Origin of the sequence: Pseudomonas sp. HR96, from assembly GCF_034059295.1 — a bacterium.
GTDB lineage: Bacteria > Pseudomonadota > Gammaproteobacteria > Pseudomonadales > Pseudomonadaceae > Aquipseudomonas.
In genome coordinates, this window is sequence record NZ_CP139141.1 from 4,239,683 (window position 1) to 4,266,231 (window position 26,549).

General features: G+C 66.5%; 19 protein-coding genes and 1 pseudogene. 11 read left to right on the forward strand and 9 right to left on the reverse strand.

Annotation, left to right across the window (positions count from 1 at the left end; all coding sequences use genetic code 11):
- On the reverse strand, window positions 1-741 hold the full coding sequence (locus tag SFA35_RS18900; RefSeq protein WP_320572056.1) for an SDR family NAD(P)-dependent oxidoreductase: 741 nt from the start codon (window positions 739-741) through the stop codon (window positions 1-3).
- 225 nt (window positions 742-966) lie between these two features.
- On the opposite strand from SFA35_RS18900, the gene SFA35_RS18905 reads away from it, so the two are divergent.
- Together SFA35_RS18905 and SFA35_RS18910 are read left to right on the forward strand one after the other, a co-directional pair.
- Window positions 967-1,971, forward strand: a complete 1,005-nt coding sequence (locus tag SFA35_RS18905; RefSeq protein ID WP_320572057.1) for a carbon-nitrogen hydrolase family protein — start codon at window positions 967-969, stop codon at window positions 1,969-1,971.
- The gene (locus tag SFA35_RS18910) at window positions 1,962-3,014 is read left to right on the forward strand and encodes an AraC family transcriptional regulator (protein WP_320572058.1); all 1,053 of its coding nucleotides are present in this window, start codon (window positions 1,962-1,964) and stop codon (window positions 3,012-3,014) included. Before SFA35_RS18905 ends, SFA35_RS18910 begins: the two co-directional genes overlap by 10 nt.
- A 177-nt stretch (window positions 3,015-3,191) precedes the next feature.
- On the opposite strand, the gene SFA35_RS18915 is transcribed toward SFA35_RS18910, so the two are convergent.
- The gene (locus SFA35_RS18915) at window positions 3,192-4,043 is read right to left on the reverse strand and encodes a DUF2242 domain-containing protein (RefSeq protein ID WP_320572059.1); all 852 of its coding nucleotides are present in this window, start codon (window positions 4,041-4,043) and stop codon (window positions 3,192-3,194) included.
- Between the two features lie 243 nt (window positions 4,044-4,286).
- Between SFA35_RS18915 and SFA35_RS18920 the strand changes: the two genes are divergently transcribed.
- The 4 genes from SFA35_RS18920 to SFA35_RS18935 all read left to right on the forward strand — a co-directional run bounded on the left by SFA35_RS18920 (window position 4,287) and on the right by SFA35_RS18935 (window position 8,180).
- Complete coding sequence (locus SFA35_RS18920; RefSeq protein WP_320572060.1) at window positions 4,287-4,772, forward strand: DUF2938 domain-containing protein; 486 nt, start codon at window positions 4,287-4,289, stop codon at window positions 4,770-4,772.
- Window positions 4,773-4,930: 158 nt separating this feature from the next.
- Complete coding sequence (locus SFA35_RS18925) at window positions 4,931-5,800, forward strand: oxaloacetate decarboxylase (protein WP_320572061.1); 870 nt, start codon at window positions 4,931-4,933, stop codon at window positions 5,798-5,800.
- A gap of 22 nt (window positions 5,801-5,822) precedes the next feature.
- Window positions 5,823-7,232 carry a DUF2252 domain-containing protein gene (locus tag SFA35_RS18930; RefSeq protein WP_320572062.1) on the forward strand — a complete coding sequence of 470 codons (1,410 nt, stop codon included), beginning with the start codon at window positions 5,823-5,825 and terminating at the stop codon, window positions 7,230-7,232.
- A gap of 495 nt (window positions 7,233-7,727) precedes the next feature.
- Window positions 7,728-8,180 carry an REP-associated tyrosine transposase gene (locus SFA35_RS18935; RefSeq protein WP_320572063.1) on the forward strand — a complete coding sequence of 151 codons (453 nt, stop codon included), beginning with the start codon at window positions 7,728-7,730 and terminating at the stop codon, window positions 8,178-8,180.
- 1,020 nt (window positions 8,181-9,200) lie between these two features.
- On the opposite strand, the pseudogene SFA35_RS18940 reads toward SFA35_RS18935, so the two are convergent.
- Window positions 9,201-10,582: pseudogene (locus SFA35_RS18940) on the reverse strand (IS3 family transposase).
- A gap of 445 nt (window positions 10,583-11,027) precedes the next feature.
- Between SFA35_RS18940 and SFA35_RS18945 the strand changes: the two are divergent.
- Together SFA35_RS18945 and SFA35_RS18950 are read left to right on the forward strand one after the other, a co-directional pair.
- Window positions 11,028-11,597 carry a sigma-70 family RNA polymerase sigma factor gene (locus tag SFA35_RS18945; RefSeq protein ID WP_320572064.1) on the forward strand — a complete coding sequence of 190 codons (570 nt, stop codon included), beginning with the start codon at window positions 11,028-11,030 and terminating at the stop codon, window positions 11,595-11,597.
- A gap of 2 nt (window positions 11,598-11,599) precedes the next feature.
- On the forward strand, window positions 11,600-12,580 hold the full coding sequence (locus tag SFA35_RS18950) for a FecR family protein (protein ID WP_320572065.1): 981 nt from the start codon (window positions 11,600-11,602) through the stop codon (window positions 12,578-12,580).
- A 61-nt stretch (window positions 12,581-12,641) separates the two neighbouring features.
- Here SFA35_RS18950 and SFA35_RS18955 read toward each other — a convergent pair whose 3' ends face one another.
- A complete protein-coding gene (locus SFA35_RS18955) occupies window positions 12,642-13,517 on the reverse strand; it encodes an SDR family oxidoreductase (RefSeq protein ID WP_320572066.1) in 876 nt (291 codons plus the stop codon).
- 101 nt (window positions 13,518-13,618) lie between these two features.
- Here SFA35_RS18955 and SFA35_RS18960 point away from each other — a divergent pair, with 101 nt between their 5' ends.
- The 3 genes from SFA35_RS18960 to SFA35_RS18970 all read left to right on the forward strand — a co-directional run bounded on the left by SFA35_RS18960 (window position 13,619) and on the right by SFA35_RS18970 (window position 19,238).
- Window positions 13,619-14,437: a helix-turn-helix transcriptional regulator gene (locus tag SFA35_RS18960; protein ID WP_320572067.1), complete on the forward strand. Its 819-nt coding sequence runs from the start codon at window positions 13,619-13,621 to the stop codon at window positions 14,435-14,437.
- Between the two features lie 46 nt (window positions 14,438-14,483).
- Window positions 14,484-16,886, forward strand: a complete 2,403-nt coding sequence (locus tag SFA35_RS18965) for a TonB-dependent siderophore receptor (protein ID WP_414058422.1) — start codon at window positions 14,484-14,486, stop codon at window positions 16,884-16,886.
- 198 nt (window positions 16,887-17,084) lie between these two features.
- On the forward strand, window positions 17,085-19,238 hold the full coding sequence (locus SFA35_RS18970; protein WP_320572068.1) for a TonB-dependent siderophore receptor: 2,154 nt from the start codon (window positions 17,085-17,087) through the stop codon (window positions 19,236-19,238).
- Window positions 19,239-19,414: 176 nt separating this feature from the next.
- Here SFA35_RS18970 and tssE read toward each other — a convergent pair whose 3' ends face one another.
- The 5 genes from tssE to SFA35_RS18995 are packed head-to-tail and all read right to left on the reverse strand — an operon-like array spanning window position 19,415 to window position 26,543.
- Complete coding sequence (gene tssE, locus SFA35_RS18975; protein WP_320572069.1) at window positions 19,415-19,852, reverse strand: type VI secretion system baseplate subunit TssE; 438 nt, start codon at window positions 19,850-19,852, stop codon at window positions 19,415-19,417.
- Window positions 19,849-20,388 carry a type VI secretion system lipoprotein TssJ gene (gene tssJ / locus SFA35_RS18980; protein WP_320572070.1) on the reverse strand — a complete coding sequence of 180 codons (540 nt, stop codon included), beginning with the start codon at window positions 20,386-20,388 and terminating at the stop codon, window positions 19,849-19,851. The genes tssE and tssJ overlap by 4 nt, the downstream gene beginning before the upstream one ends.
- Complete coding sequence (gene tssG / locus SFA35_RS18985; RefSeq protein WP_320572071.1) at window positions 20,375-21,469, reverse strand: type VI secretion system baseplate subunit TssG; 1,095 nt, start codon at window positions 21,467-21,469, stop codon at window positions 20,375-20,377. The genes tssJ and tssG overlap by 14 nt, the downstream gene beginning before the upstream one ends.
- Window positions 21,433-23,202 (reverse strand): type VI secretion system baseplate subunit TssF, encoded by a 1,770-nt coding sequence (gene tssF / locus SFA35_RS18990; RefSeq protein WP_320572072.1) that lies wholly within the window; start codon window positions 23,200-23,202, stop codon window positions 21,433-21,435. The genes tssG and tssF overlap by 37 nt, the downstream gene beginning before the upstream one ends.
- Complete coding sequence (locus tag SFA35_RS18995; RefSeq protein WP_320572073.1) at window positions 23,202-26,543, reverse strand: ImcF-related family protein; 3,342 nt, start codon at window positions 26,541-26,543, stop codon at window positions 23,202-23,204. Before SFA35_RS18995 ends, tssF begins: the two co-directional genes overlap by 1 nt.
- Between the last annotated feature and the right edge of the window lie 6 nt (window positions 26,544-26,549).

Sequence of the window (26,549 nt, forward strand, 5' to 3'; positions counted from 1 at the left end):
TCACCGATACGAAAGTTGCTGATCAGCGGGCATCAACTCAATACTGTTGATATTGACGTGAACGGGTTGGCGCAGGGCCCAGAGCACCGCTTCGGCGACATCCTCAGGTTCCAACGGGGTGATATTGCTGTACGCCTGGTTGGCACGGGCCTGATCGCCCGCGTGCTGCACCAGGGTAAATTCGGAGCGTGTCTTGCCCGGCGCGACGTTGGTCAGGCGCACCCGCTTGCCCACCAGCTCGGTGCGCAGGCACTGGCCGAAATGCTCGACGAAGGCCTTGGAGGCGGCGTAGACGTGGCCGCCGGCGTAGTGATAGTGCGCAGCGATGGAGCTCAGGTTGACGATGTGCCCGCGGCCGCTGTCGATCAGCCGGGGCAGCAAGGCGCGGGTCACTGCGAGCAGGCCATGGACGTTGGTGTCGAGCATCGTCGCCACCTGCTCGTCGGAGACCTCGAGCAGGCTGCCCTGGCCCTGCAACAGGCCGGCGTTGTTGATCAACTTGCTCACCCCGGCGAACTCGGCAGGCAGGCTGGCCAACTTTTCCTGCAACTTCTGCAGGTCTCGCACGTCACAGCTTAGCGGCAGAAAGTTGCCACCCAACTCGTCACCCAAGATGTGCAGTCTTTCCTGGCGACGGCCGATCCCGACAACTTTGTTACCCTGTTCGATCAATTGCCTGGCGCAAGCGAGGCCGATGCCGGATGTCACGCCTGTGACAACGACGATTTCGTCAGTGATCATTCAAACTCCTGTAACGGGCGAGGTTAGAAGTTGTGGTTGGGCAGACTAGGCAGAGTGCCGCCGGAAGTACCGGTACGCCTTGGGCAAAGCCCACCGAACTGTATGGGTGGGCGACCTGTACAGTTGCCGACGCTGCGGATTCGGCCCCCCCTCCCGCAGCGGAGTCGACGCCGCAAGCCGCAATCAGGGATACTGCCCAGGCCCGAACCCCATTAAGCCCTGACCATGCGCAAACTGCTCACCACCACCCTCCTGCTCTCGGCCGTGATCGCCGCGGGCGGTTATGGCCTGTGGGCACGGGAGCGGCCGGCGGGGCATTACCTGTCCGACCTGCGCGTGGAAATGGGCCTGGAAGCCGGCGTGCGCGGCGATCGCGGCAACCTGCTCGGGGTGCAGCCGCAGTTGTTTTCCAGCGACTATCGCAGCCGCCATCGCCTGCACCTGAAACTCGCCGCCTACCTGCAGCGCGCCCGCGAGCAAGGCCTGCTCGGGCCGCGCACGGTGGTGGTACTGCCCGAACACATCGGCACCTGGTTGTGGGCACTGGGCGAGAAGCAGGAGTTGTACGATGCCAGCCGGCGCGACGAGGCCATGCCGTGGCTCGCCCTCGGCAACCCCGTGCAATTTGCCAGCGCCTGGCTGCAGGCCGAGGGCAGCGAGCGGCTGGCGGACACCTGGCTGCGCATGAAGGCGCAGAGCATGGCGGACAACTACCAGCAGTTGTTCGGCGGCCTGGCGCGCGAGTTCGCCGTGACCCTCGTCGCCGGCTCCATCGTGCTGCCGGAGCCGGTCATTGCACAGGGCCGGTTGCAACCGAGCCGTGGTCCCCTGCATAACGTCAGCGTGGTGTTCGGCGCCGATGGCCAGGCGCTGGGCCAGCCGCAGCGGCAGGCGTCTGCCAGCGTCGTGCAGGGCGCGTTCATCGAAGGCACGTCCCCGCCTGTCCTGCAGGTCATTCAGACCCCGGCCGGGCGTGTCGGCATCCTGCTGGGCAGCGACGCCGACAATCCCACGCTGTACGCCCAGCTAATCCGCGAGGGCGCCCAGCTGATTGCCGTCAGCGGCGGCGCGCAGGCACTGCCGGGCGTGGGGGCCAGCCATGTCGGCGTGTTCCTCGGCGGACGCCTGTGGGACGAAGTCGGCAGCGGCCACAATTTTGCCGGCATGCCCAACAGCTCCCAGGTCGACGAACCCGCCGCGGTCGCGCGGCTGATCAACGTATGGCTGTGAAAGCGCCGCCGCGCATTCGTCTGGGGGATCTCTCGGTGGGCTTCGTGCACAGCCTGGCAGCCGCCTTGCGCGGCGCCGGCCACGACCCCCAACCCCTGTTGCTGCAATACGGCCTGGAGCCGCGGCGCCTGGCCGAACCCGGCGCGCGGCTGAGCATCGCCCGCTACATGCGCCTGGGCCATGCCGCGCTGCAGCTGGCCGCCGATCCGGCGCTGGGCCTGGCCATGGGCGCGTGCAGTCGCCTGGCGCACCTGGGCCTGGCGGGCGTGACTGCCGCCCAGGCGCCGAACGTGCGCGAAGCGGCGCGCGCACTGATGCGCTTCGAGCCGCTGTACGCCGCCAACTATCGCGGGCAGGCCAGCTTGCACGAAGACGCCGGCGGCGCCTGGCTGCGCTTTTATTCGATCAGCCCGTACAACGACTACAACCGCTTCGTGGTCGACTCGGTGCTCAGCGGCTGGCTGCAGCACCTGACCCAATTGGCCGGCCAGGCGGTGCGCGCCGAGCGCCTGGAGATCGAATTCGCCGCGCCGAGCTACGCCAGCGCCTACGCCGGCCTGAGCACCAACGCCGTGCAATTTGCCGCCGGCACCAACCAGCTGCGCCTGAACCAGGCCAGCCTGGCCCTGCGCAACCCCGAGCATTGCCCCGGCACCTGGCAGCAGCTGCTGGGCCTGTGCGAACAGGAGTTGGCGCAGCGCACGCGGGTGCGCACGTTGCGTGAGCAGATCATCGGTTTGATCGGGCCGTTGCTCAGCGGCGGTCGCGAGCCGAGCCTGGAAGAAGTGGCCGCACGCCTCAAGCTGCCGGTCTGGACCCTGCGTCGGCAACTGGCCGAACAGGGCACGCAATACCGTGCTCTCCTCAACGAGACCCGGCGCGACCTGGCCAGCACCTACATCAGGGACACGTCCCTGGCGTTTGGCGAGATCGCCTACCTGGTGGGGTTTGCCTCGGCCGAGGCGTTTCAGCGCGCGTTCAAGCGCTGGACCGGACAGACGCCAGGCGAATGTCGGCGGGCGCAGCGGCTTGAACAGGGATGATGCAGGCGGGTTACAGCTCGGTGGCATCGTCCACGGGTTCGAGCGGGTCGAGCTCGAACGCCCGGGCTTCCAGCCATTCCTCTTGATAATCGTCCATGGGTGACTCTCCGGCGCTATTTTCTGACTTTGGGTTCAACCGGAGCATAACCAAAAACGATTAACAAATCATGACCAGGATCACGGCGTCGTCGCCGGCACGCTGTTTTCCGGCGTGGCAGGCGCAGCCGGCGCCGGACTGGCCGCAGGCTCCACGGGCAAGCTCACCGGCGCAGCCTCGATCGGTGTGCTCTCGACAGGCGGCGTCACAGGCTCGGACTGCACGGTGGGGTCGGCCACGGCCGCCGGCTCCGGCGTTTTCACCGCAGGGGCGGCAGCGGCCGGCGGCGCTTCGCTCACCGGCTGCGCGGGTTTGGCGGCCGCCTTGGCCGGCGCCGGTTCCGGCACGCCCAACTCGTTGCCGGGTTTCTCCGGAATATGCGCAGCCTTCTTGGCTTCGGGCGGCAGGAAGTTCTCCACCAGGGCGAAATAACGGTCGTAGAAGGTGTCGGACGCCACGGTTTCGCTGGCCACCTTGACCATCGAGTCGTCGCTCGAACCGATCGGCATCGACACCGAACCGAGCACGCCAACGCCCAGGCTGGCCGACTGGTTGGTCTTCTTCAGCGCGTAGCGATCGAGCAAGGCGTTGGCGAATACGGTGGAGCTGTGGTTGGTCGCGTTGTCGCTGGCGCAGACGATGTTGAAGCTGATCTCCATGTGCGTGTCGCCGGTCTGCTGGAAGCTCTTGTGCCCGGCCACCAGCTTGGGATCGGTGCTGGTGATGATGTACCCCTGGCTCAACAGCGCGCGCCGCGCAGCCTCGCAGGAAGCGCTGTCGCTGACCGGATAGTTGCGCGAGAAGGTGCCAGCGTCATCGAAGTTCTCGTGATCGTACAGCGCCGGCTTGGACGACGAGCAGCCGCTCAGCCCGAGCAGCACCGCCACCCCGGCGGCCAGCCCGAAGCGGGTGACGACGGTAGAGTTAGACATTACACATCCCGAAAAAAATACCAACGCCTATTGTGCAACAGTTGCGCTGGGAATGGCGCATGAAATGTGGTTTCGGTATGGCGGCCTCTCGGGGGCCATGACCCCTCGCACATGAGCTTTTGCGCATGACGTGGGAGGGGGCATAGCCCCCGAGAGGCCGCCAGGCCGGTTTGATCTTTCGAGCGTTTGACGAAATGTTCAATATGCTACCGTAGCACCATAGCCCCACACACAAGGCCCCCCATGCACGCCTTCCTCCCCCACGCCATGCTTCTGGGCATCGGCGCCACCGCCCTGCTCGACCTGTGGAACCTGGCCCTCCACCGCCTGTTCAAGTTGCCCCTGCCGCCCTGGCATTTCGTCGGGCGCTGGTTTGCCGGCCTGCCGCGCGGGCATTTCGTGCATCGCAACGGCATCGCCCAATCGCCACCCGTGGCGGGCGAGTTGGCCATTGGCTGGGTCGGGCACTACCTCACCGGCATCGTCTTCGCCGCCGCCCTGCTGCTGATCTGGGGCTTGCAATGGGCGGCGCAGCCGACCTTCGGCGCGGCACTGGTGGTCGGCCTGGTGACCGTTGGCGCCGGTTGGTACATTCTGCAACCGGGCATGGGCGTTGGCGTGGCCTGCTCGAAAGCGCCCAACCCGAACCTTGCCCGCGGCCTGAACATCGCCGGGCACGTCGTCTTTGCCATCGGCCTGTATGGCACGGCCTTGCTGGCCCGAAGCTGAGGTGGTGCACCGCGCAGGCTATCGCCGGCGCATGCAAAATCGTGTCAGCAGGGGCTTGGCCATGATAACTTTGCCCATCCCTGCCCTTTGGCCCTGACGCGAGCCGTCGTCCCTTTACCGTACCGTTCGCCAAGGTTCGCCTGTTTTCGGAGCAATCCATGCCCAGAATTTCCCACCAAGGACTGCGCCGCGCATTCCGTCAACTGCTCGGTTCCACCTCCTGCTATCACACCGCCTCGGTGTTCGACCCGATGTCTGCACGCATCGCCGCCGACCTGGGCTTTGAAGTGGGCATCCTCGGCGGCTCGGTCGCCTCTCTGCAGGTGTTGGCCGCGCCGGACTTCGCGCTGATCACCCTGACCGAATTCGCCGAACAGGCACGGCGCATCGGCCGCGTCGCGCAGCTGCCGTTCATCGCCGACGCCGACCATGGCTACGGCAACGCCTTGAACGTGATGCGCACCGTGGTCGAACTGGAGCACGCCGGCGTGGCCGCGCTGACCATCGAAGACACCCTGTTGCCGGCGCAATTCGGGCGCAAATCGACCGACCTGATCTCGGTCGCCGAAGGCATCGGCAAGATCCGTGCGGCATTGGAAGCCCGAGTCGACCCTGAACTGTCGATCATTGCCCGCACCCACGCCGGCGTGCTGTCCACCGAAGAGGTCATCCACCGCACCCAGGCCTACCAGAAGGCCGGTGCCGACGGCATCTGCATGGTCGGCGTGAAAGACTTCGAGCACCTGGAAAAGATCGCCGAGAACCTGAGCATCCCGCTGATGCTGGTGACCTACGGCAACCCGCAGCTCAACGACAACGAGCGCCTGGCCAAGCTTGGCGTGCGCATCGTGGTGGCCGGCCACGGCGCCTATTTCGCCGCGATCAAGGCCACCTACGACAGCCTGCGCGAGCAGCGCGGCCTGACCCGCAGCACCAGCAACCTGACCGCCACCGAACTGACCCACACCTACACGCTGCCGGAAACCTACACCTCCTGGGCGCGCGAGTTCATGGACGTGAAGGAGTAACGGCGGCCACTCAAGGGCTCCCATGACCTCAAGCACCGACCTCATGGCGCGTGGCAAACATGCCCGTCGCCAATGCCCGCGCGCCAGCCAGGCGCTGCTGGGCGACATTCGCCGCGACCCGCTGCCGCTGATCGAGGCGTCCAGCAAGGGCCGGGTCAAGGCCCTGGTGCCGTTGCGCTACGGGCGTATGCTGGTGTCGCCGTTCACCTTCTACCGTGGCAACGCCCTGTTGCAGGCCCACGACCTGGCCGGCACGCCGAACATGGGGCTGGTCACGCCGATCTGCGGCGACTGCCACCTGATGAACTTCGGCGGCTTCGCCACACCCGAGCGCAACCTGCTGTTCAGCGTCAATGACTTCGACGAGGCGCACCCCGGCCCCTGGGAGTGGGACCTCAAGCGCCTGGTGGCGAGCTTTCTGATCGCCGCGCGGCACCTGCGCCACAGCCCGGACACCCAGGAGCGGGTATGCCGTGAAGTGGTCGGCGCCTACCAGCAGTCGATGACCGAGAGCAGCCACCTCGGCGCGCTGGCCACCTGGTACAACGCCATCACCTACGACGACCTGATCGGCGAGACCCAGAGCAAGGCCACCCTGGCCCACATCCAGCGCACCATGGACAAGGCCCAGCGGCGCACCCATGCGCGCCTGCTGCCGAAAATCACCGAGCTGGGCGAACACGGCCAGCTGCAGATTCGCGACGACCTGCCGCAGATCTTCCACCTGCACAAGAAGAGCTCACTGCTGGACGCCAATGACGACTGGTTGCGCATGAACAACTGGCATCCCTTGTATGCGGCGTTCGAACGCGACTATCGGCCGACGCTGCAGGGCGATCGACGTGCTCTGCTCGACCGCTTCACTGTGCAGGACCTGGCGTTCAAGGTGGTGGGCGTGGGCAGCGTCGGTACCCGCTGCCTGGTGGCGCTGCTTACCGATGAGCAGCAGCACCCGTTGTTCCTGCAGTTCAAGGAAGCGCGGCGCTCGGTGCTGGCCGGCTACGTGAAGCAGAAGAACCCGTGGCGCCATGAAGGCCAGCGGGTGGTCGAAGGCCAACGCCTGATGCAGGCCGCCAGCGACCTGTTTCTCGGCTGGACGCGCGGGCCCACCGGACGCGACTTCTATGTGCGGCAGTTGCGCGACATGAAGGTTTCGGCCGAGCTGGAAACCTTCGACGCCGAGACTTTCACCGGCTACGCCCGGCTCTGTGGCCGCGCCCTGGCCCGCGCCCACGCCAAGGCCTCCGGCATGGCAGCGTGTATCAGCGGCTACATCGGCAAGAGCGATGCCCTGGCCGATGCGTTGTTCAGCTACGCCACGGGCTATGCCGAACAGAACGAACGGGATTTCGAGGCGTTTCAAAAGGCCTGCCGGGACGGGCGCTTGCAGGCCAGATCGGAAGCGGACTTCGCGGCGGATCATTTGCCTTGAGGTTCAATATGCTCACCACTGGTCTGGCCCTGGATCTGATCGAAGATCAAACCGGCCTGGCGGCCTCTCGGGGCCATGCCCCTCCCACGTCGAAGGCGCAACACCCCACGACGTGGGAGGGGGCAAAGCCCCCGAGAGGCCGTTCCAGGCCTGGCCCTGGATCTGATCGAAGATCAAACCGGCCTGCGGCCTCTCGGGGCCATGCCCCTCCCACGTCGAAGGCGCAACACCGCACGAAGTGGGAGGGGGCAAAGCCCCCGAGAGGCCGTTCCAGGCCTGGCCCTGGATCTGATCGAAGATCAAACCGGCCTGCGGCCTCTCGGGGCCATGCCCCTCCCACGTCGAAGGCGCAACACCGCACGAAGTGGGAGGGGCATGGCCCCGAGAGGCCGGCAGGCCGGTTTGCCTTTGCCCGTACACACCAGGTAGCAATAGCCCGATGACGCCGTTCGCTGTTCCAGCCTATGGTTGCCCACTCACCGGGAGGACAATGGAATGTCTTACAGAAGCTATCGCCTGCGCATTGCCAGGCACTCGGAAATCGGGCGCTGCTATCTGATCACCACATCGACGTTCGAGCGTGTGCCGTTTTTTGCGAACTGGCAAATCGGCAGACTGGTAGTCGCCGAGCTCAGGATTCTGCAGGAGGCTGGGCAGGCCCGGAGCATCGCTTGGCTGCTGATGCCTGATCATCTGCATTGGCTGGTGGAGCTGCAAGCGGGTGATATCTCTACAGCGGTGGGTCGGGCGAAGAGTCGTTCGGCTGCGGCTATCAACAGGGCGAGGGGTACTACAGGCGCCGTCTGGCAGGCAGGCTTCCATGACCGGGCGATCCGCAAGGACGAGGACATGAAGGCAGTTGCCCGCTATGTATTACGCAACCCGATCGAAGCGGGGCTGGTGCGACGCATTGGCGATTACCCTCTGTGGGATGCCAGCTGGATCTGATCGAAGATCAAACCGGCCTGCGGCCTATCGGGGCCATGCCCCTCCCACGTCGAAGGCGCAACACCCCACGAATTGGGAGGGGCATGGCCCCGAGAGGCCGCAAGGCCGGTTTGATCTTCCGCGGGCCCGGCGAAATGTCCAATATGGCCACCACCGGCCGCCCACGCGTCCTGATCGCGGGCTTCGCGCGCTCCTACATCTGTTGCATTCCGTGGCATCACCGCGACCGCCTTTGCCGTCCGACAATAGACCGCCAGGCACCAAGGCGGTCATAGGTGATGCATCTGGATGCATGCGCCCGAAACAAATGTGGGAGCGCGCGAAGCCCGCGATAGGCCGCGCGGGCGGCCAGTGGTGGCCGTGATTGCATTCCAGGTCAGGCCTTGGATCTGATCGAAGATCAATCCGGCCTGGCGGCCTATCGGGGCCATGCCCCTCCCACGTCGAAGGCGCAACACCCCACGAAGTGGGAGGGGCATGGCCCCGAGAGGCCGCCAGGCCGGTGTGATCTTCCGAGCGCCTGGCGAAATGTCCAATACGGCCACCACCGGCCGCCCGCGCGGCCTGATCGCGGGCTTCGCGCGCTCCTACATCTGTTGCATTCAGTGGCATCACCGCGACCGCCTTTGCCGTCCGACGATAGACCGCCAGGCACCAAGCGGTCATAGGTGATGCATCTGGATGCATGCGCCCGAAACAAATGTGGGAGCGCGCGAAGCCCGCGATAGGCTGCGCGGGCGGCCGGTGGTAGCCGTGATTGCATTCCAGGTCAGGCCCTGGATCTGATCGAAGATCAAACCGGCCTGCGGCCTCTCGGGGCCATGCCCCTCCCACGTCGAAGGCGCAACACCCCACGAAGTGGGAGGGGCATGGCCCCGAGAGGCCGCCAGGCCGGTGTGATCTTCCGCGGGCCCGGCGAAATGTCCAATATGGCCACCACCGGCCGCCCACGCGGCCTGATCGCGGGCTTCGCGCGCTCCTACATCTTGGGGTGCGCCCCTTTGATTGGACAGTCTCCGGCTAGGCTATAGCAGACTGAGCCCTGTAAGCCACAGGGCTCAGTCCGCCAAGCGTCATTTTCATTCGATCATGGTTGTAATAATGGATGTACTCATCGATTGCAGCACGCAGGTCGGCAGTACTCTTGAAGCGCTCACGGTAGAACATTTCTGATTTCAACGTGCCGAAGAAGCTCTCCATTCTGGCGTTGTCCAGGCAGTTTCCCTTGCGGGACATGCTCTGCTCCAACCCCATTTCTTCCAGTCGATCTCGATAGCGATAGTATTGGTACTGCCAGCCTTGGTCCGAATGCAGCATGGGCTTGGCGCCTTGCGGCAATCCAAGCAGCGCCTGTTCAAGCATCTTGCCAACCAATTCGTAGTGCGGCGAGGTGTCGACCTGGTAGGCCACGATTTCGCCGTTGTACAAATCCAGCACCGGGGACAGGTACAGCTTTTCCCCCGCCACTTTGAATTCAGTGACGTCGGTGACCCATTTTTCATTCGGCCGCTCGGCGGTGAAATTGCGTTCAATCTTGTTGTCCGCAATACGTCCGGGCTGACCGCGATAAGACTTGTACTTTTTCTGGCGTACCGTGCATTTGAGGCCCAACTGCGCCATCAGCTTGCGCACGACCTTGTCGTTGACGACCTGGCCGTCGCTACGCAGGGCCAAGCCCATCCTACGATAGCCCAGGCGACCCTTGTGCCTGGCCTGGATGGCCTGAATCCGGGCTTTCTGCGGCGCATACTTGTCCCCGGCCGCAAGCAGCTTGAGCTGGTGGTAGTAGGTGCTGCGAGGCAGTCCCGTTATCTTGAGCAGACGATCCAGCGGGATCTCCTGACGCAGGGCTGAAACTATCCGGGCTTTCTCTTCTCGACTTTCTTGAGCCTCGCCTTCTCCTCTCTTAAGGCTTTGAGCTTTTTTAGGACGGCGTTCTCCGCCTGAACCCATCGAAGCTTGTCCAGCAACTCGGCATGGGAGAGCTCCTCATCGTTGACTGCTTTGGTTTCAGTGGAATTGGCCGTGGGCTTGAGTGGTTTGGGCATGACGGGGCGCGATCCTTTCTTGACTGCCGCCAGGGCATTGGTTGCGCCACTGTAATACTGAGACTGCCATGCCGCTATCTGGGTGGAGTTGCCGAGGTTGAAAACGGCCGCCGTCTGGCGCAGGGAAAGTTTCTCGCGCCACATGCGCTCCAGAACAGTGAGCTTGAACTGGGGAGTGTAATATTTGAAGCGCTTTTGCAGGCTGGCAGCTCCGTGGATGCGGTAGGCCTGCACCCAGCGGCGAAGCAGCGAGGGATCTATCTGGAACCTTCCGGCAATGTGCCGGAAGCCGTAGCCCCGCTCCAGGAAGGCCTGAATAGCGGTCAGCTTGAACTGCTGGGTGTACTTGATCATGCAAGAAGCCCCTAAGGTTGGATTTGATGTCCAATCTCAGGGGCGCAGTTCATCTGTTGCATTCCGTGGCATCACCGCGACCGCCTTTGCCGTCCGACAATAGACCGCCAGGCACCAAGGCGGTCATAGGTGATGCATCTGGATGCATGCGCCCGAAACAAATGTGGGAGCGCGCGAAGCCCGCGATAGGCCGCGCGGGCGGCCAGTGGTGGCCGTGATTGCATTCCAGGTCAGGCCTTGGATCTGATCGAAGATCAATCCGGCCTGCGGCCTATCGGGGCCATGCCCCTCCCACGTCGAAGGCGCAACACCCCACGAAGTGGGAGGGGCATGGCCCCGAGAGGCCGGCAGGCCGGTTTGATCTTCCGAGCTCCTGGCGCATAGACAAATAGCCAAGCCCCCTGCAACCGCTTATGATCCGCATTCCCATCCAGCCCAATCCCCCATGCCCACGCCCAGCCACCCCGAGCCCCTGACGCCGCCTGCCAGCGCCGAGCCTGCGAGCCCAAAGCAGGACATGCTGCAGGCGTTCGTCCAGCATCAGGGCCAGGTGCACAAGCAGTTGAGTCGCTGGGTGGCCTGCCGCGCGACAGCGGCCGACCTCTGCCAGGAGCTGTTCATCCGCCTGTGGCGGCGCAAGGACGTGCAGGTCGAGGACCTTGGCCAGTACATGATGCGCAGCGCCCGCAATCTGGCCATCGACCACCTGCGCAGCCAGCGCAGCCGCCAGCGCACCGAAGCGGCGTTACTGCCCGAGGAGCTGGTGGGGGCCGCAACACCTCTGGAAGACGCCCACCAGGCCGGGCTGCAACTGCTACAGGTCGAGGCCGCCCTGCGCGCCTTGCCCGAGCGCACCCGCCAGGTGTTCCTGCTCAACCGCATCCACGGCCAGAGCTACAGCGAGATCGCCAGGGCCCTGGAAATTTCCGCCAGCGCCGTGGAAAAGCATATGATGCGGGCCTTGCAAGCCTGCAAGAGCAGCCTCGATGCACCTGGCGCCAGGGACGGACTATGAACATGCCGCTCAGTGAGGACGTTGCTCTGCTGTGGGTGACCCGCCTGGCTGCGGAGCCCAACAACAGCACCCTCAACGAACATCGCCTGCCGCCCGACGAGCAGCGCGAGCTGCGCCACTGGCTGGCCAGCGACCCGGCCAACGCCACGGCCTACGCCAACGCCCGCCGGCTATGGCAGCTGACCGGCACGGCCGGCGTGCGCCTGGCCGCCGAGCAGGACGCCGCGCTGCAGGCCATCCTGCAACGCGGGCGACGCCGACGCAGACTGCATCGGCCGGCCCTCGCACTGGCGGCCAGCGTGCTGCTGGCCAGCGGCCTCGCCTTGTTTGGCCAGCCCGAACGCTGGCTCGACAACCTGCGCGCCGACTACCACAGCGCCTCGGGGCAGTTGCTGACCGTCGACCTGGCTGACGGCAGCCAGGTGCTGCTGGACAGCGACAGCGCCATCGCCGTGCGCCTGAGCGACCAGGGCCGCGACATCCGCCTGCTGCGCGGCGCGGCATTTTTCCAGGTGCGACACAACGGCCAGCCATTCGTGGTGCATGCCGAGGGCGGCGATATCAGCGTGCTGGGTACCCGTTTCGAAGTACGCCGCGAGCCCGCCGGGGCCCAGGTCACCGTGGAAGAGGGTCGCGTGGCGGTCAAGCCGGCGGCGGATGGTGAAGCCCAGGTGCTGACGGCTGCTCAGCGTTTGGACTACCGCCAAGGCCACGCCGGCGAGCTGCAGGGCGTCGATTCGCAGCAGGCGTTCGGCTGGCGTGAAGGCCGGGTCAGCCTGCGGCGCCAATCACTGGCCCAAGCGCTGGCGGTGGTGCAGCGCTATTACCCAGGGCGCATCCTGCTGCTCGATCAGCAGCTGGGCACGCGCCTGGTCAGCGGCGACTTCGCCAGCAACGATCCACAGGCGATGCTGGCGGCCTTTCAGGCCGTGCTGGGTTTTACCCAGCAACGGCTGCCGGGAGGCACCCTGGTGATTCGCTGAGCTTCAAGACCGGGCCGGCCTGCGGCCACTCGCGGGCTTGGCTCCTCCCGTGGTGCAGGCTTCACGGAAAATACCCGGCCTGGTCGATATCCTCGAGAAACCCGGGCCCGCTTGGGGTCCAGCCGGTCACCTGGCGGGTATGGGCGCTGGACGCTGGCATATCGGCCCCGGCGAAATCGGCGAACCAGCCAAAATGCTCGCGCCCTCGCGACTCCACCGGCAGGCCCAGCTGCCGGCCGATCACCTCGGCAATCGCCTTGAACGCCACGCCCTCGTCGGCAATGGCGTGATAGGCACGCTCGCTGACACCGCTCTCCAGCGCCAGCCGATACAGCCGCGCGGCATCCAGCACATGCACCCCGGGCCAGCGATTGCGGCCCTCGCCCAGGTAGGCCGAAACGCCTTTCTCACGGGCCAGCCCGGCCAGGATGGCCATGAAACCATGGTCGCCCAGGCCATGCACCGACGGCGCCAGGCGCACGCTGGCGGCGCGCACGCCACCTTCGGCGAGGGCGATGGCCGCCGCCTCCGAGCGCCGCGGAAAATCCGCGTGGGTCGGCGGCAGGTCGCTTTCCAACGCCAGCCGCCCGGGGGCCACCAGGGCCACCCCCGAGGTCACCAGCAAGGGGCGCTGGGAACCCTGCAGCGCGCTGCCGAGCACCTCGATGGCGCGGCGATCCTGCGCCGCGTTGGCGGCGAATCTGGAAAAATCATGATTGAAAGCGGTATGGATCACCGCGTCGCTGGCACCCGCCGCCTCGCGCAACAGGTCATGATCGTCCAGCGTGCCCTGCAGCACCCGTGCCCCGGCCCTGGCCAAGACTGCGGCCTTTTCGGCGGTACGGCTCAGGCCCGTTACCTGATAGCCGGCGCCGATCAGCTCGGCGACCAGGGCCGATCCCACCCAGCCGGTTGCACCCGTCACGAATACCTTCATTTGCCGTTCCTCACATTGGTCGAGACAGCAGTGTCGATCTGGCCTTTATGCAGGTAAAGTAGTGAGCTTATCCCGGTATAACCGCTAACAGGATCCTGTCCATGGCCAACGCCGACACCCTGGGTGCCTACCTGAAGAACCGCCGTACCAAGCTCGACCCGGCCACCTTCGGCTTCGCCGGGGGCCGCCGGCGCACCCCGGGGCTGCGCCGTGAAGAGGTCGCTCAACGCGCCAATATCAGCGCCACCTGGTACACCTGGCTCGAACAAGGCCGCGGCGGCGCACCCTCGGCCGAAGTGCTGGAGCGTATCGCCCAGGCCCTGACCCTCACCGGGGTGGAGCGCGAGCATCTGTTTCTGCTCGGCCTGGGCCGGCCGCCGCCACCGCACTACAGCGCCAGCGACCCGATCACCCCGCGCCTGCAGCGCCTGCTCGACGTGCTCAGCCACAGCCCGGCCATCGTGCGCACGGCGACCTGGGACGTGGTGGCGTGGAACCGCGCCGCCGCCGCGGTGCTCACCGACTACGCCACGCTGGCTCCGCGCCAGCGCAACATCCTGCGGTTGATGTTCAGCCACGAGCGGGTGCGCGCGGCGCAGGCCGACTGGCACGCGGTGGCGCGCTTCGTGGTGGCCTCGTTCCGCGTCGACGTCGCTCGCGCCGGGGCCGACGCCGAGGTCGCGCAGCTGGTCGACGAGCTCAGCCGCAGCAGCCCGGAGTTCGCCGAACTGTGGCAGGAGAACCAGGTGCAGGCCCACGGCGACGGGGTCAAGCGCCTGCACCACCCCAAGGTCGGCTGCATCACCCTGGAGTATTCGGCATTTGCCGTGGACGGCCGTCCGGACCTCAGCCTGATCGTCTACAACCCGGCCAGCGCAGCGGACCGGCAGTTGATCGACGCGCTGATGCAAGCAGATTGATAATGAGATATATTCGCATCCTTATTTTTTCCTGAGCCCGTCGACGATGCGCTGCCGGTTGCGACTCTCCTTGCTGGCAGCCGCCTTGAGCAGCACTCTTGCCGTCGTCGGCCCGGCCCAGGCGGCCGCCGACGCCTACCGCCTGGATCTCGCCGCGCAACCCCTGCCCGATGCCCTCGCCGCGCTGAGCCGAGTCAGCGGGCAGAACTTCGTGTATGCCGACGACGCGCCCTACCGACTGCGCGCGCCAGCGCTGGTCGGCGAATTCAGCGTGGAGCAGGCGCTGCAACGTTTGCTGGTCGGCACCTCGTTGAGTTATCGACGCCTGGACGAACACACCCTGGCCCTGCAACCCGCGCTTGCACTTGGCTCCACCCTCGCCGGCTCCGACGCCCTGCAACTGCAACCGCTGACCATCGAGGCCAATCGATCGCAGGGCTATCAGCCCCCTGCCAGCACGGCCGTCAGCCACAGCCGCGCGCCCTGGCTGGAGCAGGCCCAGGCGATCAGCCGGGTGCCGGCTGCAGTGCTGCAGGATCAGCAGCCACGCAACCTCGACGACGCCCTGCGCAATATCAGCGGCGTGACCCAGGGCAATACCCTGGGCAGCACCCAGGACACGCTGATCAAGCGCGGCTTCGGCGACAACCGCGACGGCTCGATCCTGCGCGACGGCATGCCCATGGTGCAGGGCCGCAACTTCAACGCCACCACCGACAGCATCGAAGTGCTCAAGGGCCCCAGCGCTTTGTTGTACGGCATCCAGGACCCCGGCGGGGTGATCAACGTGGTCAGCAAGACCCCGCAGCTGACCGCACGCAACGAGCTGCAGACGCGCCTGTCGAGCTTCGCCCACGGCCGCGATGGCAGCGACACGATGCTCGACAGCACCGGGCCGCTGGGCAGCGGCGGCCTGGCCTATCGGCTGATCGTCGACTATCAGGACGAGGACTACTGGCGCAACTACGGCGTGCACCGCGAAACCCTGGTGGCACCGTCCCTGGCCTGGTATGGCGAGCGCGACGAGGTACAGCTGAGCTACGAGCATCGCGAGTTCGTCACCCCGTTCGACCGCGGCACCGCCATCGACCCAGGCACGGGCCATGTCTTGAATATCCCCTACGACCGCCGCCTCGACGAGCCTTTCAACGACATGACCGGGCGCTCGCAGCTGGCCCGGCTGAGCTACCGGCATCAGTGGACCGACGACTGGGAACTGCGCGCCGCCTACAGCTACAACGAGGAGACCTACGACGCCTACCAGGTGCGCATCACCGCCGTGAACCCCAGCGCCGGCACCCTCACCCGCAGCATGGACGGCACCCTCGGTTCGGTCAGCCGCGACCAGCAGGGCGAGCTGGAGTTGGCCGGCAGCGCCCAGTGGCTAGGCTTGCAGCACGAGCTGCTGGTGGGCGTGAGTGAAGAGCACCGCCTGTACTTTCGCGGCGACCTGCTGCGTCAGACCAGCCTTGACACGTTCAGCTATACGGACCCGGTGTACGGCCAGGAGGTGGCGCCAACCCAGGTCTCGGCCAGCGCCAGCGACCAGCTCGATCGCCTGCGCAGCAGCGCACTGTACCTGCGCGATTCGATTCACCTGAATGAACAATGGATCGCCACCCTCGGCGCACGCTTGATCAGCTACGACCAGTACGCCGGGCGCGGCCGGCCGTTTCACGCCAACACCGACATCGACGGCCAGGCCTGGGTGCCGAGCGCCGGCCTGGTCTATCGCCTGGCCCCCGAATGGTCGTGGTACGCCAGCTACAGCGAATCCTTCAAGCCCAACTCGAGCATCGCCCCGCTCAATGCCGCCTCGGCGCAGATCATCGACTCGAGCATCCTGCCCGAGCGGGCCAAAGCCTGGGAGACCGGGCTCAAGTACGAGCAGGCCGACGGCCTGTCGGCGAGCCTGGCGCTGTACGACATCCGCAAGCGCAATGTGCTGGTCAGCGAACTGGTGGACGGCCTGCCAGTCAGCCGCAATGCTGGCGCGGTGCGCTCGCGTGGCATCGAGCTGGAAGCCAGCGGCGCCATCGCCGAGCGCTGGGAGCTGATGGCCGCCTATGCCTACACCGACGCCTGGGTCAGCCAGGACCCCGAGCTGCAGGGCAAGGCGCTGCAGAATGTGCCGCGCCAGAGTGCCTCGCTGACCCTGAGCCACGACCTCGGCCCGCTGCTGGGCGGCGACCGCCTGCACCTCGGCGGCGGCCCACGCTACGTCGGCGAACGCGCCGGCGACCCAGCCAACAGCTTCAGCCTGCCGGCCTACACCGTCAGCGACGCCTTCGCCCGCTACGACACCCACCTGGGCAAGCACAAGGTGCGCCTGCAGCTCAACGTCAACAACCTGTTCGACCGGCATTACTACCCCTCCAGCGTCAGCCAGTATTTCGTCTCGGTGGGCGACCCCAGGCAGGTGGTGTTGTCCAGCAGCGTAGAGTTCTGAGCCCGCAACAAGGTGCGTGGGTGCATGACTGACCGGTGGGAGGGGCAAAGCCCCGAGAGGCGCAGGCCGGTTTGATCTCCAAATCTCACAAATGAAAATTATTTTCATCCAGCAAGTGAGGTGTTCCACCCCGGCATCCGTGTAGTGAATGAAAAGCAATCTTGTTTGCATCCATTTATCTACCGGCAGAACACGAGCATGGCACTCCTCCCCTCTTCATTCCCCCTTCGCACCCTCGGCGCCTGTGCCAGCAGTGTGCTGCTGCTGAGCCTGGCGCCAGCCTCCTGGGCCGACGACGGTCTGCAGCTGGACGCGGTCAACATCGACAGCAGCAGCATCGCCCCGAGCACCACCGAAAAGAGCCAGACCAGCTACCAGGCAGTGGCCGCCAGCGTGGCCACGCGCACCGAGCAGCCGCTGCTCGAAGTGCCGGCGTCGGTCAACGTGGTCACCCACCGGGTGATCGAGGACCGCAGCCCGCAGAGCCTCGACGAGGCCATCAACGCAGTCAGCGGGGTCAAGCAGGGCAACACCCTGGGCGGCACCCAGGACGCCATCATCAAGCGCGGCTTCGGCACCAACCGCGACAACTCGATCATGCGCGACGGCATGCAGTCGGTGCAGGCGCGCAACTTCACTCCCACCACCGACCGCGTCGAAGTGCTCAAGGGGCCCGCCTCGATGCTCTACGGGGTGCAGGACCCGGGCGGGGTGATCAACGTGGTGACCAAGAAGCCGCAGATGACCCAGGCCACTTCGATCTCCGGCTGGGGCTCCAGCTTCGGCGGCGGCGGTGGCCAGCTCGACACCACCGGGCCGATCGGCGACAGCAACCTGGCCTATCGGCTGATCTACGACAAGCAGCAGTACGACTACTGGCGCAACTTCGGCAGCACCGACCAGGAGGTGATCGCGCCGTCGCTGTCGTGGTTCGGCGACGACACCACCGTCACCGCCGCCTACGAGCACATGGAATACTCGGTACCGTTCGACCGCGGCACGCAGATCAACACCACCACCGGCAAGGTCCTCGACATCCCCCGCAGCCGCCGCCTGGACGAACACTTCAACATCACCGACGGCCGTTCCGACTCGTTCAACCTCAACGCCGAACGCCACCTCAACGAACAATGGACGCTACGTGCCGGCTACGGCTACAGCGAGAACTACTACAACGATCACCAGTCGCGCTACATCTCGGCCAACTTCACCACCGGGCAGGTCACGCGCCGCGGCGATGCCACTCGCGACGCCCTGCAGAAGGCCCACACGGCCACGGTCAACGCGCTGGGCGACGTGCAGTTCTTCGGCCTGCGCAACGAGATCCTGGTGGGCGTGGACTACATGAAGAACGACCGCACCCTCGGCGACCTGTTTCGCAGCAGCAACGACACCGGCTTCAACTACAACGACCCGGTCTACGGCCAGGTGCCGCAGCCGAGCAAGGTCAGCGCCGCCAACAGCGACCAGACCGACAAGCTGCACACCCACGCGCTGTTCGTGCAGGACTCGCTGCACCTCTCCGACAAGTGGATTCTGCAGGCCGGCCTGCGCTATGAATCCTTCACCGAGCTGACCGGCAAGGGCCGCCCCTTCGTGGTCGGCGCCGACGTCGACCGCAGCAAGGCGGTGCCTCGCCTGGGCCTGGTGTACCTGATCCAGCCGGACTGGTCGGTGTACGGCAGCTACACCGAGTCGTTCCGCCCCAACACCTCGATCGCCAGCGTGATTGGCGACCTGGAGCCTGAGGAAGGCAGGGCCTACGAGATCGGCAGCAAGTTCCAGAACGACTACCTGACCGCCAGCCTCGCTGCCTACACCATCACCAAGAAGAACGTGCAGACCAGCGCTACCTGCGGCACCGAGACCTGCACCCGGCTGGGGGGCGAGGCACGCTCGCGCGGCATCGAACTGGACGTCAGCGGCGACCTCAATGAGTACTGGAGCCTGACCGGCAGCTACGCGCTGACCGACACCGAGTGGACCAAGGACCCGATCCTGCAAGGCACCCCGCTGGACGGCGTGTCGAAGAACACCGCCGCGCTGTACCTGACCCGCGACTTCGGCCACGTCGGCATCGGCGACCTGCGCGCCGGCTTCGGCGGCCGCTACATGAGCAAGTGGGGCGCCAACGACGGCACCGGCACCGAGTACTGGCTGCCCTCGGCCAAGGTCGCCGACGCCTTCGTCGCCTACAAGATGAAGCTCGAACACAAGGACCTGACCCTGCAACTGAACGTCAAGAACCTCTTCGACGAAACCTACTACGTCTCCAGCAGCGGCCTCGGCTCGCCGGCGATCGTCATCGGCGAACCGCGCCAGGTGATCGGCAAAGCCACGTTGACTTTCTGAATGTGCACCGGGAATCTGTCATGAGCATGCGTTCACTGCCCTGCCCGCCCTCACCGCCGGCGCCAGCGCCATCGCGCCGCTGACACGCGAGCCGTGGCTGGTCACGCGCGGCCAGCCTGAGGGCGTCATCAACACCCGTACCTGCGCATTGCCCATAGCGACGAGGGCCAGGCGCCCTAGGGCTCGGCCCCGAACTGGCGGCGCAGGTGGCGCAGCAGCATACTCCCTTCCGGCTGCACCAGGGTGGCGAAGGTCACCTGTTCGCCGCCCTTGAGCTGCACCTGCAGCGCGTACTCCAGGTAACCCGGCTGGCCCGACGCGAGCGTCTGCACGTCGACCCCGGCGATGCGCGGCTCGTATGCGAGCAGGGTCGCGCGCAGCGCCAGCATCAGCTGGTGGGCGGTGGCCGGCAAGCCGTGGAGGATCTCGCTGAGGTCGGGCAAGCCGTAATCCGGCAGGTGCGCCAGCGACCCGGCGCGGGCATTGAGCAGGCGCTGCAGGTTGTCGAGGATCGACAGCACCACCTGGTCGTCCTCGGCCACCTGCGCCAGCGGCACGCCGCCGCGAAAGTTCTGCAGGAGCATCTCGTACAGCGAAGGGTTGCGTTCGCTCACGATGCCTCCCCAGCATTGCCGGGCGAGCTCAGCGCCTGCTCATGCAATTCGATCACCCGCGCCTGATCGGCTTCGAGCTGGTCACGCCGCAGCAGCACATGCCAGTCATCGCCAGCCAGGTCCGGCAGCCGAAACAGCCCGACCACCGCCACGGCCTGAGTGCCCTGCGCCAAGGGCACGCGCAACTGGGCGCCCTGCCCCGGCCGGACCAGCACTTGATGCACGGCCAGCCAGGCGCCCTGCAGCCCTTGGCTGTCGTTGCTCAACAGCCGGCGCAGGTCGGCCCGGCTCAGTGTGCCGGCACTGGGCAATTGATAGACCCGCACCTGGGTGGCCAGCGCCAGCCGGTTGCCAGGGTCGCTGTTGAGCACAGGGGGCGCGGCGAAATCCAGCTGCAGGGTGGTCAGCGGTTTATTGAATATCGCCTGGGTGACGCGATGCGTGCCATCGGCGACATTGTGGGTCAGGCCGCAGCCGCCAAGCGCGCAGGCGCAGGCCAGCGGGACCAGCCCGCGGCCGAGTCTAGTAATGAACATGTTCGACTTCCTTGATGAGGGACAGAGGCGCAGCCAGGCCGTGGTAGCTGCCCAATTCGATACGGATGGACGCGTGCTCGGGGTGGCGCGCGGCGTGGTCGCTCAGGCCGAGGACGGCAGTCATGCCGAGCAGCAGGCCAGGCGCGCCGATGATCGGCAGCGGCAGGCAGCGCAGCGGCAGGTGCAACTGCAGGCGTGCGCTGCAACGCCAGCCCAGATAGACCCGCAGCAGCACCAGCAAGTCGCTGTGCAGGGGCTGGCCCGGCAGCCAGCCGCGGGCCTGCGCGCGGTCGTCGGTGAACAATTGGACGAGGATCTGGCTGTTGACGTCCACGCCCTCGCCGCCGATGGGAATGCCGTCGCCAAGGATCACCGGGTGCGCACGCGACAAGCTCGGCGCCGGCACCAGGCGCATCGGCAGCGGCTGATGGGCCTGCACCGCCACGCCAGTGCCGGGCGCCAGCAGGTCGACCAGCGCGCCGACGCCTTCGGCATTGCGCGTGGGCAGGCGCATCACCCCCAGCAGCGCGAGAAAGCGCGAGACCGGCGTGGCGATGTGGCTGGCCGTGCCGGGAATGCCCAGGCCGACCAGCCCCAGCAGGCAGCGCGAGGTCGCATCGCGCCCCCCTGCCTCGAACGACGCCGGGTACGAGTACTTGCGCCAGATGCGATAGAACTGGGTGAAGATCCGGTGGTTGAAGATGTCCAGAAACGCCTCGAGTGCCTCATGGCCCTCGACGCCCTGGGCGATGTCCTCGACGTAGTCCGAAGGCAGCGGCGAGTCGACGCCATACAGGCCCAGCAGCCAGGTGCGCACGGTGGCCGGCCGCGCGGGATGGCCTGGCGGGTATTCCAGCGAGTGCAGCTCGCTGGCCGCGAAGGCCAGGCCGCGATGCGGCTTGAAACGCACCGGATCGTCGGCCGGCGATGCACTGCTGCCCAGCGGTGCACTGCCGGGCACGGCGCGTTCGAGCAGTTGGCAGAACCGGTACAGGTTGGCTTCGCTGATGCCAGGCCCCAGCTGCTCGAGCACGCCACTGGCATTCAGCCGGGAATGTGCTGACTGTGATTTTCTGTCCATCGAAGGCATTTTCCAGAGGGTTGCAGGATCAGCGTGAGCTGGTTGAACAGGTGCACATCGGCATAGATGGCAAAGAAGCGGCTGAGCATTTCACCAAACAGGCAGATGTCGCCTTCGCCGAGAAAGCCGTTGCTGTCGAGGGTCACCTGAATGTCCACGCCGCGCTTGACGAAGTTCTTCTCCAAGCGCTGGATCAGCGCGTGGCGCACCTGGAGAATCGCCGCGAGCTGGCGGCGATTGGCCTCGCAACCGCTCCAGTCATACAGCGCCAGGGTGCCGCGCAAGACCTCGGCGTTGTCCATCATCGACAGGTAGGTGGAGCCCAGGTGGCTGAGCACGCGCCAGTGAAAGCGGTCGCGGCTGGGCGGGTAGCACGGCAACGTCGGCGCGCACAGGTTGCGCACGCGCAGCCCGCTCTGGCCAGGCTTGACCGCCGTGTCGAGCAGGGTGCTGCCCAAGGCCTTGCGCGGCAGCAGGCCGTTGGTCCCGGTCAGGTGCAGGGACAGGCTGTGGTTCACACCCAGGCTGTCGCGGTCGAAACCATCGCCGCCAAGCACCAGCCAGGTGTCGTGCAAACCCGCCACGTTGCGCTTGAGCCGGGTGTGGAAATAGCGTTCGGGCGCCGCCTCGCGGAGCATGCCACCCTTGTGCCGGAAACTGCTGAAGGGCACGTATGGCTGAAGCCCACCGTCGAGTGCCGAACTGACCCCATCCACTGAAAAGATCTCGGTATGGCCGTCCTGCAGGCGCATCGGCCGCAGCAGGTATTCGCTCTGCTGCGGCCCCAGGGTCAAGGGGTCGGCCTCCAGGGCGAACAGGTTGATCACCGGCACCGCATGCAGGCGCAGGTTCGCCGCCTCCAGCGGCAACTCGTCGGGCCACGACTCGTTGAGCACCACTTCCAGCTCGAAGCCGCTCGGTTGCCCACCGAGGTCGAGGTGCTCGAGGCCGCGCAGGGTCACGAACATGAATTTCGGGCGAAAGGTGAAGTACTCGAGCAGCAGCTGATAGCCGCTGAACGCGCCCTTGGCCAGCGGCCACAGGCGCTCGTGCTCGGCAAAGCCGCTGGCCACGAACGATGCCTCGGTGGCCCGGCGCCGGGGTTCGCCGGGCAGGCGCAGATGAATCGCCTGGGTCTGCAGGGTCAAGGCGCGGTGCAAGGCGCTGGCGATCGGCGCATCGGCGTGCAGGTAGAACGACAGGTCCGCCAGCGGCACCTGCTGCCAGTCGGCCCGCGCACCGCAGGTAAAACCCAGGCGCAGCAGCGAGCGGCCATCGGGCTCGCGCGCCACCTGCAGGCTGTCCAGCTGCAGCGGCCGCAACAGCGTGTCGCGGGTGGTGGTGTACTGGCAGCGGGTCTGCGCCGGGCCGATCGGCTGCGAGAGCACGGCGAAGCCCTTGCTGATCGGCTCGCACTGCTTCATGCGCTGCAGATCGGGCCGCAACTCGACCACCGACAGCGACGGAATCGCCCGCAGGTAGTGCGGCCACAACAGGCTGACCAGACCTTCGGTCAATTCCGGCAGATCATCGTCGAGCTTCTCGCGCAGGCGCCCCATCAAGAACGCGAAGCCCTCGAACAGGCGCTCCACATAAGGGTCGCGCGCACCCGGTTGGTCCATGTGCAAATAGGCGGCGCGGTCGGGGAAGGCTTCGGCGAACTCCTGGCCGGCCTCGCGCAGATAACGCATCTCGGCATCGAAATAGCGCAAGGTCAGGTTTTCATCTTTCATCACGACTCCTCCATCGACAGGTACTCACCACTCACCGCCGAGGTCTGAAAAATCTGCTCCGGCAGTTTGAAGCCACGCAGCTTGAGCAGCGCCAAGGGCCCGTGGCCCAGATCGGTGCGCAGGTGCCAGGTCAGCGGCAGGCCATCGGGCGCCTTCAACACCAGCCGAAAACGCGTGTCGCTGTCGTCCAGCGGCGTGACCTTGGCCAGTTCCAGCCAGCGGATCAGCCCCCAGCTGCCCTCGTACTCCCCGAACACCTGCGAATCGCGGGTCAGGCTGGTCCAGCTCAGCTGCACGCCGGGGTAGTCGTTGCGGCCCGGCCAGGCGAAGCGCTGCCAGCTTTCCATCTGGTTGAAGTACTCCAGGGTCTGGCCGTCGAGCCTCAAGGTGGTCTGCACCACGTCGCGCACCGGCTTGGCCCGCAGGTCGAAATGCAGGCCCAGGTTGCCGTCGGTGTAGAGCACCTCGGCCAGCTCGCTGAGCTGGTCCAGCGCCTTGAGAAACTGCGGGTTGAAGCGCAGCCCCTGGCTGTTGCCGCGGTCGGCGACCCAGTGCTTGCCTTCGCGGTGCAGCACGCCGCCCAGCTGGCTGGCAAGAAACTGGTCGATGTGGCCGCTGCCGCGGCGGATCATCTGGCCGAGCATCGGCAGCGAGGCATCGCTCAAGGTGGCGGCAAACGGGTAACGGCCGCCGAAGGCGCCCTCCCAGTGAGCGACGATGTTGCGCTGCCACTGGCGGTTGAGGCTGGCCGCCGAGGGCTGCAGCACGCTCTGCCAGGCCTGGCTCAGCGGCTCGACGAACAGGCTCTGGCCAAACCCGCTCCACTGCGCGCCGAGGCCGGCGGCCAGCAGGCTGCCGTAGTCGCGGGTGTCGCTGAGGTCGACGCTGCGGCCCTGGAACACGCTTTGCGCCAGCGCCTGGGTCATGGCCTGCGGGTCCGCGGCGTTGCTGATCTGCTGCAACTTCAGGCGCACGCGGGTGACCCGGGTGAGAAAGTCTTGCAGGCTGTTGGCCTCGGCGCCCTTGTCGAGCAGTTGCAGCAGCGGGCCGAAGGTCGCGTCCAGCGGCCCGCGCAGGCCGACGCCGTGCTGATCGATCGCCGGCGCCTGGCGCACGTCGACCAGACGCTGCGCCGACTGGATCAGCGAGTCGGCCAGGGCCTGGCCTTGCGCGCCGGTCTGGCCCTGGTAGGCCAGGGTGTTGACCAGCGCGATCAGCGGCGACTGGCGCACGTCGCTCATTAAGCTCAGCTGGTCGATCACCTGGGGCAGATCGGCAGCCTTGCGCCAGCGCAGACTGTTGAGAAAACCCAGCCAAGCGCCGCTGAAATCGGCGAAGTAGCGCTCGGTCAGCTGCGCCTTCAGCGCCTGCGGCGAGAGCGCTCCGGCGACGCTGCCCGGCTGGTCGCTGAGCACCCAGTCGATCTGTTCGCGACGCCCCTCGGCGATGCGCTCGATGGCCTTGCGCACCTGGCCTTCCCAGGCCTGGCGGGTGAACACCCCAGGCACCTGGCGGTCGCTGCCGAACAGGGCGGCGACGTCGGTGTCGGCAACCATCTGCGCCAGGGTCAGGTCCGGGTAATGCCGGCGCGCCTGCTCCAGCACTTCGTGGTACAGCGCCGCTTCGCCGTTGCGCTGGCCGAGCTGACCGAGCATGACCTGGCGCGCCTGGGCGATCAGCTGGCGGTCAGGCGCGATGGCCCACTGCGGGTGCGCGGCCAGTTGCTCGGCGTAGAACTGCCAGAGGCGCGGCGCCAGGGTCTGCCACAGCCCGCTGGGCACGTCGGCACGCTGCGCGTCCACCGCCGCCAGCGTGGCGGCAAGAAAGCCCGCGTCGACCTTGTCCGGCTGGGCCATCATCAGGTACGCCTTGAGCGGGTCGTAGGCCTGCTGCGCCGCCTCGGCGCGCTGCGGGCTGCTGGCCGGCAAGGCGACCAGCGCGCGCAGCCGGGCCTCGAGACGCTGGCGAGCGACGTCGCGGATCAATCGGTTGTTGCCCTCGGCATACAGCGGCCACAGACGCTCGCCCAAGGCGGCGTTGGCGTTCAAGCCCCAGTCCGTGGCCAGGCCCAGCTGCCACGGCGCGCCGTGCTCGCGCTGGTACTCCAGGCGGTCGAGTTCGCGCGCCAGCTCATGCAGGGCAAACACCTGCGCCGGCGGCTCGCCCCCCGGCTGCAGCGCCGCCAGCGGAATCTCGGCCAGCTGCGCGCGGTGGCCGGCATACGCCAGCAGCATGCCCAGCAATGCCACGCCCATGCCGGCCATCGCACCCAGGTAGGCGACCCGCGCCGGGTGCCAGCCGAGCGCCCGCCCGCGCACCCTGCGGTCGCGCAGGATGCCGAGCCAGGCGTCGTCGGTCTGCAGCAAATGCGGCAGGCCCGGGGTCGGGACCGCCTCAAGCGGCAGACTGAAAAACAGCCCGCGCAACGGCGTGCCGCGAGCAAAACCGTTGAGCAGCGGGCTCAGCGCCTGACGCCAGTCGGCGATGCCCGACTGCGCCAGGCCGACCGACAGCCGCAGGAAGAAGTCATGCCGCGCAGCCTTGTGCATCTGCTGCACGCCCTGCTCGCGCAGGGGCGTGATGAGGCTGCGCAGGCTCTTCTCGATGGCGTCCAGCGAAGCCCTGCGCGACCACAGGCAACCGGCGGGCAGGCCCGGCCGGCCGGTTTGCGGCCAATGGCTGGCGCACACCTGCCAGAGGTAGAGCGGCGGCTGCCAGCGCAGGGTGTGGGTGAGCTGGCGCAGGTGACGGGCGCCGCTGGCCATGTGCGCGTAGTCGTCGCGCTGGGCGGTGGCCAGGGCCCAGACGATGGCGTCGACGGGGCGGTGTGGGCGCAACTTCTGCAGCGTCACGATGACCTCCGAATCCAGCATCTGAGCCTGGCTGCCGCCCCAGATCAGCAGGCAGCCGTTGGCATCCAGCCAGCGCCGCGAGCACAGTGTGGGAGCGACCGCCTCGACGTGCTCAGGCACCCCCACTACCAGCAGCAAACGCGCTTTGCGGCGCCAGAGCAGACCGAACTGGTCGCGCAAGTAGGTCGCCATGCGGTCTGAATCACCCAGGGCAGGCTCGACTGGCAGGGCTTCGCAACGGCCACGACTGCCCACCTTGTCTCGCCAGGTCGAGTAGAACGCGTGTGCGCCGAGAGTCCGGCCGATCCAGCTGCCGAGTCCTCCGAGAAGGTGGGTCGCAAGCCCGAGCGCCAACAAGGCGGCCGTCCATTTGAAACTGTCCGTTTCGCCATGCGCAGGCACCAGCGGATTGTCCACCCAGATCAACAGGCCTCCGCCAAGCAACAGGCACAGCACAATGATCCAGCTACTGATTCGTTTGTTATGCACGATGAA

Coding starts and splice junctions, on each gene's coding strand:
- SFA35_RS18900 (WP_320572056.1), bottom strand. CDS start 741: ATGATCACTGACGAAATCGTCGTTGTCACAGGCGTGACATCCGGCATC.
- SFA35_RS18905 (WP_320572057.1), top strand. CDS start 967: ATGCGCAAACTGCTCACCACCACCCTCCTGCTCTCGGCCGTGATCGCC.
- SFA35_RS18910 (WP_320572058.1), top strand. CDS start 1,962: ATGGCTGTGAAAGCGCCGCCGCGCATTCGTCTGGGGGATCTCTCGGTG.
- SFA35_RS18915 (WP_320572059.1), bottom strand. CDS start 4,043: ATGTCTAACTCTACCGTCGTCACCCGCTTCGGGCTGGCCGCCGGGGTG.
- SFA35_RS18920 (WP_320572060.1), top strand. CDS start 4,287: ATGCACGCCTTCCTCCCCCACGCCATGCTTCTGGGCATCGGCGCCACC.
- SFA35_RS18925 (WP_320572061.1), top strand. CDS start 4,931: ATGCCCAGAATTTCCCACCAAGGACTGCGCCGCGCATTCCGTCAACTG.
- SFA35_RS18930 (WP_320572062.1), top strand. CDS start 5,823: ATGACCTCAAGCACCGACCTCATGGCGCGTGGCAAACATGCCCGTCGC.
- SFA35_RS18935 (WP_320572063.1), top strand. CDS start 7,728: ATGTCTTACAGAAGCTATCGCCTGCGCATTGCCAGGCACTCGGAAATC.
- SFA35_RS18945 (WP_320572064.1), top strand. CDS start 11,028: ATGCCCACGCCCAGCCACCCCGAGCCCCTGACGCCGCCTGCCAGCGCC.
- SFA35_RS18950 (WP_320572065.1), top strand. CDS start 11,600: ATGCCGCTCAGTGAGGACGTTGCTCTGCTGTGGGTGACCCGCCTGGCT.
- SFA35_RS18955 (WP_320572066.1), bottom strand. CDS start 13,517: ATGAAGGTATTCGTGACGGGTGCAACCGGCTGGGTGGGATCGGCCCTG.
- SFA35_RS18960 (WP_320572067.1), top strand. CDS start 13,619: ATGGCCAACGCCGACACCCTGGGTGCCTACCTGAAGAACCGCCGTACC.
- SFA35_RS18965 (WP_414058422.1), top strand. CDS start 14,484: ATGCGCTGCCGGTTGCGACTCTCCTTGCTGGCAGCCGCCTTGAGCAGC.
- SFA35_RS18970 (WP_320572068.1), top strand. CDS start 17,085: ATGGCACTCCTCCCCTCTTCATTCCCCCTTCGCACCCTCGGCGCCTGT.
- tssJ (WP_320572070.1), bottom strand. CDS start 20,388: ATGTTCATTACTAGACTCGGCCGCGGGCTGGTCCCGCTGGCCTGCGCC.
- tssG (WP_320572071.1), bottom strand. CDS start 21,469: ATGGACAGAAAATCACAGTCAGCACATTCCCGGCTGAATGCCAGTGGC.
- tssF (WP_320572072.1), bottom strand. CDS start 23,202: ATGAAAGATGAAAACCTGACCTTGCGCTATTTCGATGCCGAGATGCGT.